Origin of the sequence: Frigidibacter oleivorans (assembly GCF_003993775.1) — a bacterium.
Taxonomy (GTDB): domain Bacteria; phylum Pseudomonadota; class Alphaproteobacteria; order Rhodobacterales; family Rhodobacteraceae; genus Frigidibacter; species Frigidibacter oleivorans.
Window position 1 is genome coordinate 123,715 of record NZ_RJRZ01000001.1, and the last position, 13,791, is coordinate 137,505.

Below are 13,791 nucleotides of genomic sequence, written 5' to 3' on the forward strand. Positions count from 1 at the left end.
CAGGCTGCGGGCATGGATGTCGAGTGGGACGAGGACAAGGACGCCGCCAACCGGGCGAAGCACGGGCTGGCGCTGGCCGAGGCGGCGAACCTCGATTGGGCGCGGGCCGTCTACCGCCGCGACCTGCGCCGGGACTATGGCGAAGAGCGGATAGAGGCGGCAGCACCCTTGAACGGGCGATTGCACATCTGCATCTTCACTATGCGCGGCGCGACACGGCGGATAATCTCGCTGCGCAAGGCCAATGCCCGAGAGGTGAGGCGCCATGAACCAGGATGACGGGGAATACGGCGTTCCCGACGAAGAGAGCCCCGAGATCACCGACGAGGAATGGCTCTGGTTCGTCCGTGCCGAGGATTTCGATGGTTTCGCGGGGGTCCACGCTTTTCTGAGGGAACGCGAGGACTTCCTGCGCGAGGCCGAGGCCGCCGGCATCCCGCGCACGGCCTTCCTGTCGCTGGAGCCGAACAAGCCCGGGTTCATCCGCCGCGCGACCGAGGCGCTGGAAGCCGCGGCGCGGGCGGGGCGGCTGCACGCCGCCGAATAGCCCCCGCCGGTCATTCCGCCGCCTCGACGAAACGGTGACGTTCGTAAAGGAAGCGCAGCACCGCCTCGCGCGCCCGCAGGTAGCCCGGGTCCGAGGCCAAGGCGATACGGTCGCGCGGCCGGTCGAGCGGCACGGACAGCACCTCGCCGATCGTGGCCGAGGGACCGTTCGTCATCATCACGATCCGGTCGGCCAGCAGCACCGCCTCGTCGACATCGTGGGTGATCATCAGCATCGTGTTGCCGAGCCGCGCGTGGATCTGCATCACCGCATCCTGCAGATGCGCCCGGGTCAGCGCGTCCAGCGCGCCGAAGGGTTCGTCCAGCAGCAGGATCTTCGGTTCCATCGCCAGCGCCCGGGCGATGCCCACGCGCTGCTTCATCCCGCCGGAAATCTCGCCGGGGCGCTTGTCCTTCGCATGGGTCATCTGCACCAGGTCGAGGTTGTGCAGGATCCAGTCGTGGCGTTCCCTGCGGGACCGGCTGGCGGCAAAGACCTTGTCCACCGCAAGGCGGATGTTGTCGTAGACGCTGAGCCAGGGCAGCAGCGAATGGTTCTGGAACACCACAGCCCGTTCCGGGCCGGGGGCGTTGACCTCGCGCCCTTCCAGCAGGATGCCGCCCGACGTCACCTCGGTCAGGCCGGCGATCAGGTTCAGGAGCGTGGACTTGCCGCAGCCGGAATGACCGATGATCGAGACGAACTCGCCCTTCTCGATGGTCAGGCGGATGTCGGCCAGCACCTCGACGCTGCGGTTGCCGGTGGCGAAGGTCTTTCCGACCCGGTCGATTTTCAGATAGCTCATGCCCATCTCCTCAGACCGCCGTCCCGCGCGAGACGACGCGGCCCAGCCAGCCCACGAGACGGTCGAGCAGGAAGCCCACGGCCCCGATATAGACAAGCGCCACGATGATGTCGGTCAGGCGCGAGGAATTCCACGCATCCCAGATGAAGAAGCCGATGCCCACGCCGCCGGTCAGCATCTCAGCCGCGACGATGGCGAGCCAGGCCAGGCCGATGCCGATACGCAGGCCCGAGAAGATGTAGGGCGCGGCGGCGGGCAGCATGATCTTCCAGAAGAATTCCAGCTGGTTCAGCCGCAGCACCGCCGCCACGTTGCGATAGTCCTGCGGAATGGCGCGGACGCCTGCGGCGGTGTTGATGATGATCGGCCAGATCGCGGTGATGAAGATCACGAAGATCGCCGAGGGCCGGCTGTCCATGAAGGCGGCGAGGCTGATCGGCAGCCAGGCCAGCGGCGGCACCGTGCGCAGCACCTGGAAGATCGGGTCGAGCCCGCGCATCAGCCAGACCGACTGGCCGATCACCGCGCCGGTGCCGACGCCGATCACCGCGGCGAGCCCGAAGCCCATCGCCACCCGTTCCAGCGAGGTCAGCACCCGCCAGCCCAGGCCGATATCCTGCGTGCCGTAGACGAAGAACGGGTCGAGGATCAGTTCGCGGCTTTCCTGCCAGACGGCGGCGGGGGTGGGCAGGCCGGAGCTGCCGCCCGAAAACGCCGCCTGCCAGGCCAGCAGCAGCGCCGCGAAGACGACGAGCGGCGGCAGCAGCCGTTCCGCCAGCAGCCGCAGCAGCACGGCCAGCGCCGGCGGCCGGGCCGGGCGCGGCAGGGACAGCACCCGTGCCGGCGCGGCGGGGGCCTCGACAGCGGCCGGAACGGGTCCGGGCGCGGCAGAGGGCTTGCGAAGGGTCGATACGCTCATGTCCCCGCCCCTCACGCCATCGCCTTGATCGAGAGGCTTGCCAGATAGGCCTCTGGATCTGCGGGATCGAAGGTCTTGCCGTCGAAGAAGGTCTCGACGCCGCGGCTGTCGCCGAAGCCCGCCGTGTCCAGCCCCAGATTGGCCGCGGCCTGCAGCCACAGATCCGAACGGTTGGTGGCGTCGATCAGCGCCTTGCCGTCCAGATCGCCGGGCAGATAGCCCCAGCGCTTGTTCTCGGTGATGAACCAGCTGTCGAGCGACTTCCACGGATAGGAGGTCTCGCCCCCGGCGCCCCAGAACTTCATGGCGAGGTCGAGGTTCGTCTCCTGCCGGCCGTTGCCATAGTTGATCTCGCCCTTGATGCGGCCGATGATGTCCTTGACCGGCACGTTGTACCACTGGCGGCGGCCGACGATCTCGGCCATCTCCTGCTTGTTCTCCATCTTCTCGCACCACATCTGCGCCTCCATCACCGCGGACATCAGCGCGACGGTGGCGTTGGGGTTGGCATCGACCCAGTCGGCGCGCATGCCCAGCACCTTTTCCGGGTGGCGCATCCACAGCTCGCCGGTGGTGGCGGCGGTGAAGCCGATATTCTGGTGGACCAGCTGTTCGTTCCACGGCTCGCCCACGCAGAAGGCGTCCATGTTGCCGACCTTCATGTTCGCCACCATCTGCGGCGGCGGCACCACGATCACGTCGACATCGGTGTCGGGGTTGATGCCGCCCGCGGCCAGCCAGTAGCGGATCCACAGGTCATGGGTGCCGCCGGGGAAGGTCATCGCCACCTGGGCGGGCGTGCCCGCCGCCTTCTTCGCCGCGAAAGCCTCGGCCAGCTTGCCGGCATCCAGCCGCACGCCGGTATCGGCATAGGCGGCGGCGACCGACAGGCCCTGGCAGTTCTCGTTCAGGTTCAGCAGCGTGTACATCGGCAGCGGCTGGTTGTTCTGCATCACCGCGCCGGTGGAATAGAGATGGATCTTCGGCCGCAGGATATGGGCGCCGTCGATGCCGCCGCTGCCGCCGCCGAGCGCCATGTTGTCGCGCGTGGCACCCCAGCTGGCCTGCTTCTCGACGCTCACATCGGGCAGGCCCCATTTGTCGAACAGGCCCTTTTCCTTGGCGATGATCAGGGGCGCGCTGTCGGTCAGGGCGATATAGCCCAGCCGCGCACCGGTTACCTCGGGGGTGGGGGTGGCGGCCCAGGCACCGCCGGGCAGCAGGGCGCGGGCGGCGGCCATGGTGGCCAGCGCCCCGGTGGCGGACTTGATCAGGCTGCGGCGCGAGATGGGGGTCGCGGTCTCGGTCATGGCGGGTCCTCTTGCGGGCCGGACGGGGAAGGACGGTCCGGCCTGGATGCTTGAAACAGAAAAGCCGCCTGTCGCTGCGACCGGTTCTGGTCGCGGACATGGCGGCATCGTTGCCCTAACGGATCCCGCAGCGTCGCGGGCAGGTCATGCCGCGGCATCGTTGCCGGCGGCGATGTCCCAGTGATGCCGCTGCCCGGGCCACCGATCAAGGTTCTGCCGGTCATCCCCGCCGCCGGGCCGCCCGGACGCGGCACATCGCAGCGCAAATCGTGCCGCGCTGCCGCAGAATTCAGCTGTCCGCGAATGGCGGCTCGAACACCCGGCCGTCGAAGAAGGCGTCGGGCCGCAGAATCATCTCGCCCTTTTCCGAGGCCACGGGGTTCGGCGCCCGCAGCGCGCCCTCGATCTTGGCCGAGGCGCCGGGCAGGTCCGCCCCCGCCGCGCGCAGGTGCTGGCGGTAAAGGTCGGTGCGGAAGCAGGTCATCGCCCGCCGCATCGCCGCCTGCGGGTCGAGCCCGTGCTGCAGCGCCATCCGTTCGGCGAAGAGCGCGGCGACGCTCTTCCACGGGAAGGTCGCGGCGCCTTCGTGGAAGCTGATGAATTCCGGCACCTGCCGCGCCTCGCCCTGGCCCGAGATCAGGAAGCGCCCCTGAAGGCCGCGTTCGGCCACCTCGGGCTGCAGGTTCAGATAGTCCGGCCGGCAGATCAGCTCGGCGGCGGTGCCGCGGTTGTCGGGCTGGTCGAGCCAGCGGCCCGCCCGCCACAGCGCCCGCATCAGCCGGCCGGTGCGGTCGGGATCGGCCTCGGCGATGTCCCGGCGCATCACCAGGCCCTTTTCCGGCGCGCCCGCCCAGATCGCCCGCGCCGGCAGCAACAGCGCCCCCGCCCCGGTTTCCACCGCCATCGAGGCCCAGGGTTCGCCCACGCAATAGGCATCCACCTCGCCCGCGGCCAGCGTCTGCGCCATGCGCGGCGGCGGCACGGTATGCACCTCGACCGCGCCCGACCGGATGTCGAAGCCGCTGGCCGCCAGCCAGTGCCAGACCACCTCGGCCTGGGTCGAGAAGGGGAAGGGCACGCCCACCCGCAGCCGCCCGCCCGAGGCCGCCCGCAGCGCCGCCCCCGCCGCCCCGGCATGGACGAAGTCGAAGCCGAAGCCGTCGGCGCGCATCCGCCGCGCCAGATCGTTGCTGACCGCCACCGCCTGCCCGCCATGCGCGACGATCATCAGCAGGTCGACCTGCGGCAGCGGCGGGCCCAGCCCCAGCGTCTGCGCGATGGGCATCGGCACCAGCTGATGCGCGGCCTCGATACTGCCCGCGCCCAGCAGGTCGCGGCTCTGCGCCCAGGAACTGAGGCGGATCAGGTTCAGATCCAGCCCCTCCTCGGCGGCGAAACCCAGTTCCTGCGCCACGATGAAGGCCGCGGCATCGGTCAGCGGCACATAGCCGATGCTCAGGCGCTCGGCGGTCATGTCAGCAGCCCCGCCGCCATCACCAGCTGCTGCGCGATGTCCGCGACCCGCCGCTTCTGGTCCATCGCCGTCTTGCGCAGCAGCGCATAGGCCGCCTCTTCGTCGATGCCGCGCGCCTTCATCAGGATCGCCTTGGCCCGGTCGATCACCTTGCGCTCTTCCAGCGCGGTCTTCGTCGCCTCCAGTTCCGCCCGCATCCGCTGGAACAGGTTGAACCTGGCGATGGCGGCGTCGAGCACCGGCTTGATCCGGTCGGGGCGCAGCCCGTCCACCACATAGGCCGACACGCCCGCCTCGATCGCCGCGCGGGTCAGCGGCTCGTCCGAGCGGTCCACGAACATCGCCACCGGCCGTTCCAGCGGGCTGGAGGCCAGCGCCAGTTCCTCCAGCACGTCGCGCGAGGGGTCGGCGATGTCGATCAGCACGATGTCCGGGGCGATGGCCGCGATCCGCCGCCGCAGGCCGTTCTCCTCGGCGATGACCTCGATCTGATAGTCGCCCGCCTCGCGCAGCGCATCGACCATGCGCAGGGCACGGTCCTTGTCACGTTCGACGATGAGGATGGAGAGTTGCATCGGGGGTCCAGGTGTTCGACCCTCGGGGTAGCAGGGCAGCCCGAGGGGAACGAGGGCGGGCGGCTGGCGTGGGGACAGCGGGTTGCGATGCGCCGATGAATTGGGCGGAATCGGCAGAGATGCCCAAGAAATGACGCCTCTGCGGACATAACGGCGCCGACGCCGTGCCCATGCGCCGGACTGGCCCTCGTCGGGCTGGACCCAGACCACTCGACAGCGCAGGACGGCGTCCGCGCGAACCGGCTCTGGTTTAAGGGAGGAAATGGCAGCCCGTAGGGGGCGTTAATTCCCCAATAGTGTCAGGCCCTTCCAATTGTCTAACCGGCGCTTCTGCCCCCATTGAAAACATTGGGGAACTCTGCCGGCTGGCTAACCCGGATCGAGCCGCGACAAACGAAAACCCCGGCGCGCTGGCGGGCGCAGCCGAGGCAATTCAGAACGAAGGTCGTTGTCTGCGAGACTACACCGGCGGGACTGCCGCTGTCTATGCCTCGCCGGTCGAAACCCTCTTCCGGTCGTGGCTCGGCCGCTATGAGTGGCTGAACGGCCCCGCCACGAACGGCATGGGTGATGAAGAGTTCAACGCCCAATGCTCTGTCCTTGGTGAGTATGAGCGAGCGTTGATCCAGATCGAGCCGGCCGACGCGCGCGAGCTGGTGATGCAGATCGTCGCCGTGACCGCCTGTGGCCAAAACCTCGGAACCTTCGAACAGGGTCAGGTTCTGGTCGCCCGCGCCCGCCAGATGATCGGGGGTGAGGCATGAGCTACGCCCCCAAGATCGACGCGCCGGTCGAGGCCCGCGTCGAAGAGGTAATTGAGTCGCTGGATACGGTCGAGCTGTGGCGCTTCGCCGTGGCCGTGAGGCAAATCCGCGACGGCCGCGACCTGGAAGAGGCGATGCAGGAGTGCGTGGCCGAAATCCACGACTACCGCCAGCACAACGAGGCGCGGGCGGAGGGCGCGGCATGAGGAACGCGGTCATCACCATCCGCAGCTTTGCGGCGCCGATGCTCGACCTCGCAGATTGTCTGCGCATCTGGGATTTGGTCGTCGCCACCGCCCCGCCGGGCGAGGGACGCGACTTCGCCGAGAAGATCGACCAGATGCGTCAACGGCCGGATTGGGAACCCGGCCCCCAGACGCTCGACCTCATGCGCCGTCTGGCAAAGTGGACGGCTGATCGGCTCGACCTCGGGGAGGCGGCCGAATGACCGCCATCACCCGGCAACGCCGCTGGCGAAACGAGAACCCGGCCCGCTACCGCGCCCATCTGGACGTGCAGAGCGCCCTTCGCCGGGGCCTGATCCAGAAGCAGCCCTGCGAAGTGTGCGGGGCTGCGAAGGTTGATGCCCACCACGACCGCTACGACAGTCTGGCCGTCCGCTGGCTCTGCCGCCGTCATCACGCCCGCCTTCATAGCCGGGAGCGGCGCGCGTGAACGTAGTTTTTCCGGCAGGCCGTAAAACCTCGCGACCGCGCGGTTACATCGAGAACTACAGCCCCCAGGCCAAGACGCGCGAGCTGCTGGATCAGGCGCAAGCCGTGCTGGAGGAATACCGCGAGTATTGGCCGCTGACCTGCCGCCAGATTTTCTATCGGCTGGTCGGGGCGCATGGCTATGCCAAGACGGAGGCGGCCTATGGTCGGCTCTGCCACCACCTCGCCAATGCCCGGCGCGGCGGCCTGATCCCCTTCTATGCGATCCGCGACGACGGCGTGACTACGTATCGCCTCGGGCACTTCGACGGCAAAGACGACTTCCTGCGTCACCTGCGCGGACTTGGTCAGAACTACACCCGCAACAAGCTCGCGGATCAGGAATACCACATCGAAGTCTGGTGCGAGGCCGCAGGTATGCTGCCGCAGCTCGACGAGGTGGCGCGCGCCTATTCGGTGCCCGTCTACTCCTCCGGCGGCTTCGACAGCCTGACCGCCAAGAAGGACTTGGCCGACCGCATCTGCGAGATCGGCAAGCCGACCGTGATCCTGCACCTGGGTGACTTCGACCCGAGCGGCGTCTCGATCTTCGACAGCGTGGCCGAGGACGTAGCCGCCTTCGTAGAAGCCGACCGGCGGCACGGGCTTGTCACGGCGCAATTCGAGCGTGTGGCACTGACCGCCGCTCAGGTTAGGCGCTTTGACCTGCCCACCGCTCCACCTAAGGCCACCGACAGCCGGTCCAAGGCATGGACCGGCGGCACCTGCCAGCTAGAAGCCCTGCCACCCGACGTGATCGCGCAAATCCTGCGCAAGGCCATCGAGCAACACCTCGACTTCATGCAGCTCGGCATCGACGAGGAAAAGGAGAAGCACGAACGCGAGGAAGTCACGCGCCTGCTTCTCGCTCCACCTCGCGACTGATGAACCGTGCCCCCGTGCCTCGGGCGCGGTGCGGGGGCTTTCACCCATCGGAGCAGACCGGACACCGAGCCGGGCACATCCCATCACCCGCCCTAGCCTCTGGCCGCTGAGCGACATTAGCGGTGGTTGCCCGGCACCTGAGCCAAGACGGGCCATGACGATCCGGGGACTTCACCCGACCCGAGCGGCACCGGCTCCTGCTAGGCCCGCTCAGAAGCGCGACGACTACATCCCGCCGGCGACGACCCGAGCCAGGAAGGCAAGGGGCGACGACCGGGGACCGCACCGGCGCATGGCTGCAAAGGGCGGGTCTGGTGAAAAGCCAGAGGGAAGGCGGCTGGCCCCCGACATCGGGCATCGCGTGGATACGGATCGAGGCAGCGCAGGGCCTTCCCCAGACGAACAGGCCAGAAGGTCTTGTTCTCTAGATGGGGGGAAGGAGCGGGTGGGGGAAACCATCCAAAGAGACTAGGTAAGGACTGCTGACCTTTTAGGCAGGGAACAGGGACCATGAAGCACGAACAGATCAAGGGCGCCGGCAGCACCCGCCTCACGCCCGAAACCTTCGACGCCACCTTCGGCAGCCGTGATAAAATCTGGGGCCTCGGCGCCATCGCCCGTTCGATGGGGTGCTCGGTGGACAAGGTGCGGCGACTGGCCCGGCTGGAAGGCTCGCCGATCTATCACTCGCCCGCTGGCTACCTCGCCTTCCGCAGCGAACTGAACGCATGGTTGCGGGGGAAGGCATGACACATAGTTAGGCCCGGATCACCTAAGTGTCCGGGCCTGTGTTCAGTCAGCCGCTCTGCCACTGAGCTATGGCCCCTCATGATGGTGGAGCCAGCGGGATTTGAACCCGCGACGCGCTGAGTTGTTTCGCAAGTGGTTAGCGCAAGACGTCATTGCAAGGGGGGTGGTCGCCAACTTTCGTTCTGAGGCGGGGACCGGCGCGGGGAACAACGCGCGAGATTTGCCCGAAATGGGAAATCGCCGGGCCATGAAAACCAATGAAAACCTACCTTTAGCCAGATAACTCAGTCTGCCGCACTGGCCGCTGCGCCGTCAGAATGGTGGCATGAGACTGTGGCCCTTCACCCTGACACGCAAATCCGTGGCCTACCCGACGCCCGACGAGCTGGCGCTGTTCGGGATCGTGCCGACTGCCTCTGGCGTGGCCGTCTCGGCCGACGCCGCGCTGCGGGTGCCGGCAGTGGGCTCGGCGGTGCGGATCATCTCGGAAGCCGCTGCCTCACTCGACGTGACGGTGAAACGGATCGGGACGGACGGACAGGAGACTGCGGCTGCCGGCCATGACGTGCTGCCCTTCCTGCGGGATGCCGCGAACGACTGGACCAGCGGTTTCGAGTTCATCCGCGACTTGGTGATCGACGCGCTCTGCGACGACCGCGGCGGGCTGGCCTTCGTGAACCGCTCGGGCGGCCGGGTGGTCGAGCTGATCCGCTACCGGCCCGGCCTGTTCACGGTCGAATACGATCAGGCGACGAACGAGCCGAGCTATCTGATCAACGGGCGCCCGGTGCCCGCTCGCGACGTGATCCATCTGCGTGCCCCCTTCGGCCGGGCGCCTCTGTCGCTGGCCCGCGAGGTGATCGGTCTGGCGCTGGTGCTGGAAGGCCATGCGGTCAAGCTGTTCAGCCGTGGTGCCCGCCCGTCCGGCGCCCTGTCCTTTCCGAAGGGCATGGGCGAAGAGGCCGTGAAAAAGGCCCGCGCGGCGTGGCGCACGGCCCATGAGGGCGACGACACCGGCGGGCGCACGGCGATCCTCTATGACGGGGCCACGTTCCAGCCGCTGACCTTCAACTCGACCGACGCGCAGTTCCTCGAAAACCGCAAGTTCCAGATCCTCGAGATCGCCCGCGCCTTCCGGGTGCCGCCGTCCATGCTCTTCGAGCTCGACCGCGCCACCTGGTCGAACACGGAACAGATGGGGCGGGAATTCCTGGTCTACTGCCTGGAACCGTGGCTGCGGGCGCTGGAAGGCGCGCTGCGCCGGGCGTTGCTGGGCGATGACGAGCGGGCCGACCATGTGATCCGCTTCGACCGCGACGACCTGACCCGCGCCGACCTCTCGACCCGCGCCACGGTCATCAACAGCCTGATCGCATCCCGCACCATCAACAACAACGAGGGCCGCGACTGGCTCGGCCTGCCGCCGCGCGCGGGCGGCGACGAATACCTCAACCCCAACATCAGCGCCGCCCCGGCGGCTGAGGAGCCTGCCCGTGCAGCTGAATGACATCCTCGCCAATGCCGAAGACCAGGACCGCGGCCGCTGGTTCGACCTGGCCGACCCCTTCACCGGGCAACCGGCCGGTATCCGGCTGCGGATCGCGGGACCGGACAGCGCCACGCAGGGCCGGTCGCGGCTGAAGCTGGTGGACGAGCTGGCCGAGGCGGCCGACACCGATGGCCGCGTCTCGGCCGAGGCGCGCGAGCGGGCACGGATCAACAGCCTCGCCCGCTGCGTGCTGGCTTGGGAGATCGAGGAAGAGGGCCAGCCGGTGCCCTTCAGCCATGCCAACGTGGTGCGGCTCCTGCGCGCCGCCGCCTGGGTGCAGGCGCAGGTCGATGCCTTCGCGGGCGACCGCCGCAACTTCCGGAGCGCGTGACATGGACCGGATCGAACTGAAGGCGGACATCACGGTCAACGAGGCCGGCGCGCTGGAAGGGCTGGCATGGCCCTTCGGCTCCGCCGACCGCGTGGGCGACGTGATCGAGAAGGGCGCCTTTGCTGCCGCCCGGCCCCCGCTGCCGATGCTGGCCTCGCACGACCAGACGGACGTGGTGGGCGTGTGGGATGCCGTCACCGAAACGGCGGATGGGCTGCAGGTGAAGGGGCGGCTGCTGGTGGATGACGTAGCCCGCGCCCGCGAGGTTCGCGCCCTGATCCACGCTGGCGCGCTGCGCGGCCTGTCCATCGGCTTCAAGAGCAACAAGTCGGCGCCTCGTAGGGGCGGCGGCCGGACGATCAGCGGCCTTGAGCTGCTTGAAATCAGCGTCGTGGCGGTGCCTGCGCACCCCGGCGCTCGCATCACCTCGGCAAAGGCCGCGACGGCCGGAAAGGACACCATGACCGAGCAAGGCACCGCGCCCGAGATCGAGGCGCTGGAACAGAAGATGGGCCAGATCGGCGAAAGCGTGAAGGGCCTCGAAAAGCTGGCCGACCGGCTCGACAAGCTGGAGGCCAAGGCCAACCGCCCGCACGGCGATGCCAAGGGCGGCGACGACAAGGAACCCTCGGTCGAGCGCAAGGCCTTCGCCAACTATCTGCGCCTCGGCAACCAGATCGGGGCCGAGGACCAGAAGGCGCTGACCGTCTCGTCCGACACGCAGGGCGGCTATCTCGCGCCCCCGGAAATCTCTTCCGAGGTGGTGCGGGCGCTGGTCGAGTTCTCGCCGATCCGCTCCTACGCCTCGGTGGTGAGCATCACCGCGCCTTCGGTGATCTACCCGACCCGCACGGACCTGACCAACGCGCAGTGGGTGGGGGAGACGCAGGAGCGCGAGGCCTCCGACATCAGCTTCGGGCAGACCGAGATCGAGGCGAAGGAACTGGCGACCTTCGTGGACCTGTCGAACCGCCTCATGCAGGACGCGCCGGCGGCGGAAACCGAGGTGCGGATGGCGCTGGCCGAGGACTTCGGCAAGAAGGAAGCCACCGCCTTCGTCAACGGCACCGGCGGGCTGCAGCCGAAGGGCTTCATGCAGCATCCCGGCATCGCCGAGACGCTGAACGGCCATGCCACCAACCTCTCGGCCGATGCGCTGGTCAAGCTGCTCTATGCCATGCCCGCGATGTATCGCAACCGCGGGGCCTGGGCGATGAACGGCACCACGCTCGGCATCGTGCGGACGATGAAGGACGGCGACGGCCGCTTCCTGTGGCAGCCCGCCTTCCAGGCGGGCCAGCCCGAGACGATCCTCGGCCGGCCGGTGATCGAGATGGTGGACCTGCCCGACGTCGCGAGCGGCACCTTCCCCATCGTCTATGCCGACTGGTCGGCTTACCGGATCGTGGACCGGCTCGCCATGTCGACGCTGGTCGATCCCTACACGCAGGCGACCAAGGGCATGACCCGCATCCACGCCACCCGGCGCGTGGGCGGCGGCGTCCTGCAGGCCGCCCGCTTCCGCAAGCTCAAGATGGCCACCTCGTGAGGAGAACCAGCCATGCGTGACCTCTATTCCAACATCCTGCCCCTCGTGGCCTACACCGCCGCCGTGCAATCGGCCGCGGGACAGGGCGCCGCCATCGACCTGACCGACGCGGCGGGGGCGGTCTTCATCGTCACCACCGGCGCAGTGGCGGGTTCGGGCGACTTCGGCGTGAAGCTGCAGGAGTCCGATGACGGCTCGACCGGCTGGGCCGATGTGGCCGCCGACCAGGTGCAGGGCGATGCCCCGGCGACCCTCGCCGCGGACAGCGCCTATCGCCTCGGCTACCTGGGCTTCAAGAACCACGTCCGCCTCGCCCTGACCAAGGCGGGCGGGACCAGCATCGCGGCCGGCGCCGTGGCGGCCATCGTGCCGCTCGACCGCCCGGCCGCCTGACGGGCACCGCGCGGGTGAACCTCTTTTGAGGGCGCCGCGGCCCGTCCAACAACGGAAAGCCGGCCTCCCTACCCGCGCGGGCAGGACGTTCGGGGGTCAAGGCCGGCGAGGCCGCAGTTTCAGGAGAACAGCAATGAGTGACCCCTTCGCGAACACTGCCCGGACGCTCCAGGACCCCGGGGCGCGGCACGCGATCCTGTCGGCCGATGAAAGCGCCGATCTGGACCCGATGCCGCGCGCCATCTTCTGCCTCGAAGCCGGCACGATCACGCTGCGCGACGAGACCGGTGCAGATGTGGCCTATGCGCTCGACGCCGGGATGCTGCTTCCGTTCCGCCCAACGCGCGTCGTGGCGATCTCTGGCGGCAGCTTCGTGGGGTGGAGCTGACCATGCCGAACAGGGGGCCGAGGATATGCGGATGCGGGCGGGCTGTTGCTGCCGGCGACCGCTGCCCCTGTCAGGCGGAACGCGACCGCGAACGCAAGGCGCGCTTCGACAAGGGGCGCCCCTCTGCCTCGGCCCGCGGCCTCGGCGCCGACTGGCGCAAGCTGCGGGCACGTCACCTTCGATCCCATCCGCTCTGCGCCTTCTGCGGCGCGCCGGCGACCGATGTGGATCATCGCATTCCCCGATCCGTCGCCCCCGAGCGGCGGCTCGACCCGACCAACCTGCAGAGCCTCTGCACGTCCTGTCACTCCGGCGCAAAACAACGAAGCGAGCGCCGCCTCTACGGGAGTAAACCCCAATGACTGTTTTTGCGACGAATGGCGCCAAGCTCTACATCGGCGGCGTCATGGACGATCCCGGCGAAGACCTCGACGCGACCGACTTCAGCGGAGAGACGTGGGTTGAGGTCAAGGAAGTGGAGAACCTCGGCACCTTCGGCGACGAGGCGGCCGAGATCACCTTCGACGGGATCGGCAACCAGCGCACCCGCCGCCTGAAGGGCACGCGCAATGCCGGGGCGATGGAACTCGTCTGCGGCATCGACTCCGGGGATGCGGGTCAGCTGGCTCTGCTCGCTGCCGAGAAGACCGCCCATGACTATGCGTTCCGCGTCGTCTTCAACGATGCACCGGCCGGCGGCACGCCTTCCGAACGGATGTTCTTCGCCAAGGTCGCAAGCGTCTCCGAGGCGCTGGATACCGCCAACTCGGTGATGAAGCTGAACGCGACGCTGTGGATCAACAGCAACGTGGTCCGCGTGAACGCTGCCGAGGCCTGAC

General features: G+C 68.3%; 20 protein-coding genes. 15 read left to right on the forward strand and 5 right to left on the reverse strand.

All coding sequences use genetic code 11. The features are described from left to right. The first annotated feature begins 12 nt into the window (after positions 1–12). Both EEY80_RS00640 and EEY80_RS00645 read left to right on the forward strand, forming a co-directional pair. A complete protein-coding gene (locus tag EEY80_RS00640) occupies positions 13–279 on the forward strand; it encodes a BrnT family toxin (protein ID WP_126974634.1) in 267 nt (88 codons plus the stop codon). After that, complete coding sequence (locus EEY80_RS00645) at positions 266–547, forward strand: hypothetical protein (protein WP_126974635.1); 282 nt, start codon at positions 266–268, stop codon at positions 545–547. The genes EEY80_RS00640 and EEY80_RS00645 overlap by 14 nt, the downstream gene beginning before the upstream one ends. Positions 548–557: 10 nt before the next feature. Here the strand turns inward: EEY80_RS00645 and EEY80_RS00650 are convergent, their stop codons facing one another. The 5 genes from EEY80_RS00650 to EEY80_RS00670 all read right to left on the reverse strand — a co-directional run bounded on the left by EEY80_RS00650 (position 558) and on the right by EEY80_RS00670 (position 5,630). Beyond that, positions 558–1,352, reverse strand: coding sequence for an ABC transporter ATP-binding protein (locus EEY80_RS00650; RefSeq protein WP_126974636.1), 795 nt, complete (start codon positions 1,350–1,352; stop codon positions 558–560). A 10-nt stretch (positions 1,353–1,362) separates the two neighbouring features. Then, positions 1,363–2,271 carry a nitrate ABC transporter permease gene (ntrB, locus tag EEY80_RS00655; protein WP_126974637.1) on the reverse strand — a complete coding sequence of 303 codons (909 nt, stop codon included), beginning with the start codon at positions 2,269–2,271 and terminating at the stop codon, positions 1,363–1,365. Between the two features lie 11 nt (positions 2,272–2,282). Next, entirely contained in the window at positions 2,283–3,581 is a 1,299-nt protein-coding gene (locus tag EEY80_RS00660; RefSeq protein ID WP_126974638.1) for a CmpA/NrtA family ABC transporter substrate-binding protein, read from the reverse strand. Positions 3,582–3,870: 289 nt separating this feature from the next. Beyond that, entirely contained in the window at positions 3,871–5,055 is a 1,185-nt protein-coding gene (locus EEY80_RS00665) for an ABC transporter substrate-binding protein (RefSeq protein WP_126974639.1), read from the reverse strand. Further along, positions 5,052–5,630 (reverse strand): ANTAR domain-containing response regulator, encoded by a 579-nt coding sequence (locus EEY80_RS00670; RefSeq protein ID WP_126974640.1) that lies wholly within the window; start codon positions 5,628–5,630, stop codon positions 5,052–5,054. Before EEY80_RS00670 ends, EEY80_RS00665 begins: the two co-directional genes overlap by 4 nt. A 620-nt stretch (positions 5,631–6,250) precedes the next feature. Between EEY80_RS00670 and EEY80_RS19935 the strand changes: the two genes are divergently transcribed. From EEY80_RS19935 to EEY80_RS00730, 13 genes are all read left to right on the forward strand, one after another. After that, positions 6,251–6,394 (forward strand): hypothetical protein, encoded by a 144-nt coding sequence (locus EEY80_RS19935; protein ID WP_164738089.1) that lies wholly within the window; start codon positions 6,251–6,253, stop codon positions 6,392–6,394. Next, positions 6,391–6,600, forward strand: a complete 210-nt coding sequence (locus EEY80_RS00675) for a hypothetical protein (protein ID WP_126974641.1) — start codon at positions 6,391–6,393, stop codon at positions 6,598–6,600. The genes EEY80_RS19935 and EEY80_RS00675 overlap by 4 nt, the downstream gene beginning before the upstream one ends. Continuing rightward, positions 6,597–6,842, forward strand: a complete 246-nt coding sequence (locus EEY80_RS00680; RefSeq protein WP_126974642.1) for a hypothetical protein — start codon at positions 6,597–6,599, stop codon at positions 6,840–6,842. The genes EEY80_RS00675 and EEY80_RS00680 overlap by 4 nt, the downstream gene beginning before the upstream one ends. Then, positions 6,839–7,069, forward strand: a complete 231-nt coding sequence (locus tag EEY80_RS00685) for a hypothetical protein (protein WP_126974643.1) — start codon at positions 6,839–6,841, stop codon at positions 7,067–7,069. The genes EEY80_RS00680 and EEY80_RS00685 overlap by 4 nt, the downstream gene beginning before the upstream one ends. Beyond that, positions 7,066–7,992, forward strand: a complete 927-nt coding sequence (locus tag EEY80_RS00690) for an MBL fold metallo-hydrolase (protein WP_235829667.1) — start codon at positions 7,066–7,068, stop codon at positions 7,990–7,992. Before EEY80_RS00685 ends, EEY80_RS00690 begins: the two co-directional genes overlap by 4 nt. A gap of 510 nt (positions 7,993–8,502) precedes the next feature. Continuing rightward, positions 8,503–8,742 carry a DNA-binding protein gene (locus EEY80_RS00695; RefSeq protein ID WP_205749003.1) on the forward strand — a complete coding sequence of 80 codons (240 nt, stop codon included), beginning with the start codon at positions 8,503–8,505 and terminating at the stop codon, positions 8,740–8,742. A gap of 325 nt (positions 8,743–9,067) precedes the next feature. After that, positions 9,068–10,249, forward strand: coding sequence for a phage portal protein (locus tag EEY80_RS00700; RefSeq protein WP_126974644.1), 1,182 nt, complete (start codon positions 9,068–9,070; stop codon positions 10,247–10,249). Then, on the forward strand, positions 10,236–10,622 hold the full coding sequence (locus tag EEY80_RS00705; RefSeq protein ID WP_126974645.1) for a hypothetical protein: 387 nt from the start codon (positions 10,236–10,238) through the stop codon (positions 10,620–10,622). Before EEY80_RS00700 ends, EEY80_RS00705 begins: the two co-directional genes overlap by 14 nt. 1 nt (position 10,623) lies before the next feature. Continuing rightward, the gene (locus tag EEY80_RS00710; RefSeq protein WP_126974646.1) at positions 10,624–12,171 is read left to right on the forward strand and encodes a phage major capsid protein; all 1,548 of its coding nucleotides are present in this window, start codon (positions 10,624–10,626) and stop codon (positions 12,169–12,171) included. A gap of 12 nt (positions 12,172–12,183) precedes the next feature. Continuing rightward, complete coding sequence (locus EEY80_RS00715; RefSeq protein ID WP_126974647.1) at positions 12,184–12,564, forward strand: hypothetical protein; 381 nt, start codon at positions 12,184–12,186, stop codon at positions 12,562–12,564. Between the two features lie 133 nt (positions 12,565–12,697). Next, positions 12,698–12,952 (forward strand): spike base protein, RCAP_Rcc01079 family, encoded by a 255-nt coding sequence (locus EEY80_RS00720; protein ID WP_126974648.1) that lies wholly within the window; start codon positions 12,698–12,700, stop codon positions 12,950–12,952. Between the two features lie 2 nt (positions 12,953–12,954). Continuing rightward, positions 12,955–13,314: an HNH endonuclease gene (locus EEY80_RS00725; RefSeq protein ID WP_126974649.1), complete on the forward strand. Its 360-nt coding sequence runs from the start codon at positions 12,955–12,957 to the stop codon at positions 13,312–13,314. After that, positions 13,311–13,790, forward strand: a complete 480-nt coding sequence (locus EEY80_RS00730) for a hypothetical protein (protein ID WP_126974650.1) — start codon at positions 13,311–13,313, stop codon at positions 13,788–13,790. The genes EEY80_RS00725 and EEY80_RS00730 overlap by 4 nt, the downstream gene beginning before the upstream one ends. Position 13,791 lies beyond the last annotated feature (1 nt).

Excerpts from the sequence above, each read along its gene's own strand:
- EEY80_RS00715 (WP_126974647.1), top strand. The coding sequence starts at position 12,184 with ATGCGTGACCTCTATTCCAACATCCTGCCCCTCGTGGCCTACACCGCC.
- EEY80_RS00700 (WP_126974644.1), top strand. The coding sequence starts at position 9,068 with ATGAGACTGTGGCCCTTCACCCTGACACGCAAATCCGTGGCCTACCCG.
- EEY80_RS00680 (WP_126974642.1), top strand. The coding sequence starts at position 6,597 with ATGAGGAACGCGGTCATCACCATCCGCAGCTTTGCGGCGCCGATGCTC.
- EEY80_RS00725 (WP_126974649.1), top strand. The coding sequence starts at position 12,955 with ATGCCGAACAGGGGGCCGAGGATATGCGGATGCGGGCGGGCTGTTGCT.
- EEY80_RS00660 (WP_126974638.1), bottom strand. The coding sequence starts at position 3,581 with ATGACCGAGACCGCGACCCCCATCTCGCGCCGCAGCCTGATCAAGTCC.
- EEY80_RS00645 (WP_126974635.1), top strand. The coding sequence starts at position 266 with ATGAACCAGGATGACGGGGAATACGGCGTTCCCGACGAAGAGAGCCCC.
- EEY80_RS00640 (WP_126974634.1), top strand. The coding sequence starts at position 13 with ATGGATGTCGAGTGGGACGAGGACAAGGACGCCGCCAACCGGGCGAAG.
- ntrB (WP_126974637.1), bottom strand. The coding sequence starts at position 2,271 with ATGAGCGTATCGACCCTTCGCAAGCCCTCTGCCGCGCCCGGACCCGTT.
- EEY80_RS00675 (WP_126974641.1), top strand. The coding sequence starts at position 6,391 with ATGAGCTACGCCCCCAAGATCGACGCGCCGGTCGAGGCCCGCGTCGAA.
- EEY80_RS00710 (WP_126974646.1), top strand. The coding sequence starts at position 10,624 with ATGGACCGGATCGAACTGAAGGCGGACATCACGGTCAACGAGGCCGGC.
- EEY80_RS00670 (WP_126974640.1), bottom strand. The coding sequence starts at position 5,630 with ATGCAACTCTCCATCCTCATCGTCGAACGTGACAAGGACCGTGCCCTG.
- EEY80_RS00730 (WP_126974650.1), top strand. The coding sequence starts at position 13,311 with ATGACTGTTTTTGCGACGAATGGCGCCAAGCTCTACATCGGCGGCGTC.
- EEY80_RS00650 (WP_126974636.1), bottom strand. The coding sequence starts at position 1,352 with ATGAGCTATCTGAAAATCGACCGGGTCGGAAAGACCTTCGCCACCGGC.
- EEY80_RS00685 (WP_126974643.1), top strand. The coding sequence starts at position 6,839 with ATGACCGCCATCACCCGGCAACGCCGCTGGCGAAACGAGAACCCGGCC.
- EEY80_RS00695 (WP_205749003.1), top strand. The coding sequence starts at position 8,503 with ATGAAGCACGAACAGATCAAGGGCGCCGGCAGCACCCGCCTCACGCCC.
- EEY80_RS00720 (WP_126974648.1), top strand. The coding sequence starts at position 12,698 with ATGAGTGACCCCTTCGCGAACACTGCCCGGACGCTCCAGGACCCCGGG.
- EEY80_RS00665 (WP_126974639.1), bottom strand. The coding sequence starts at position 5,055 with ATGACCGCCGAGCGCCTGAGCATCGGCTATGTGCCGCTGACCGATGCC.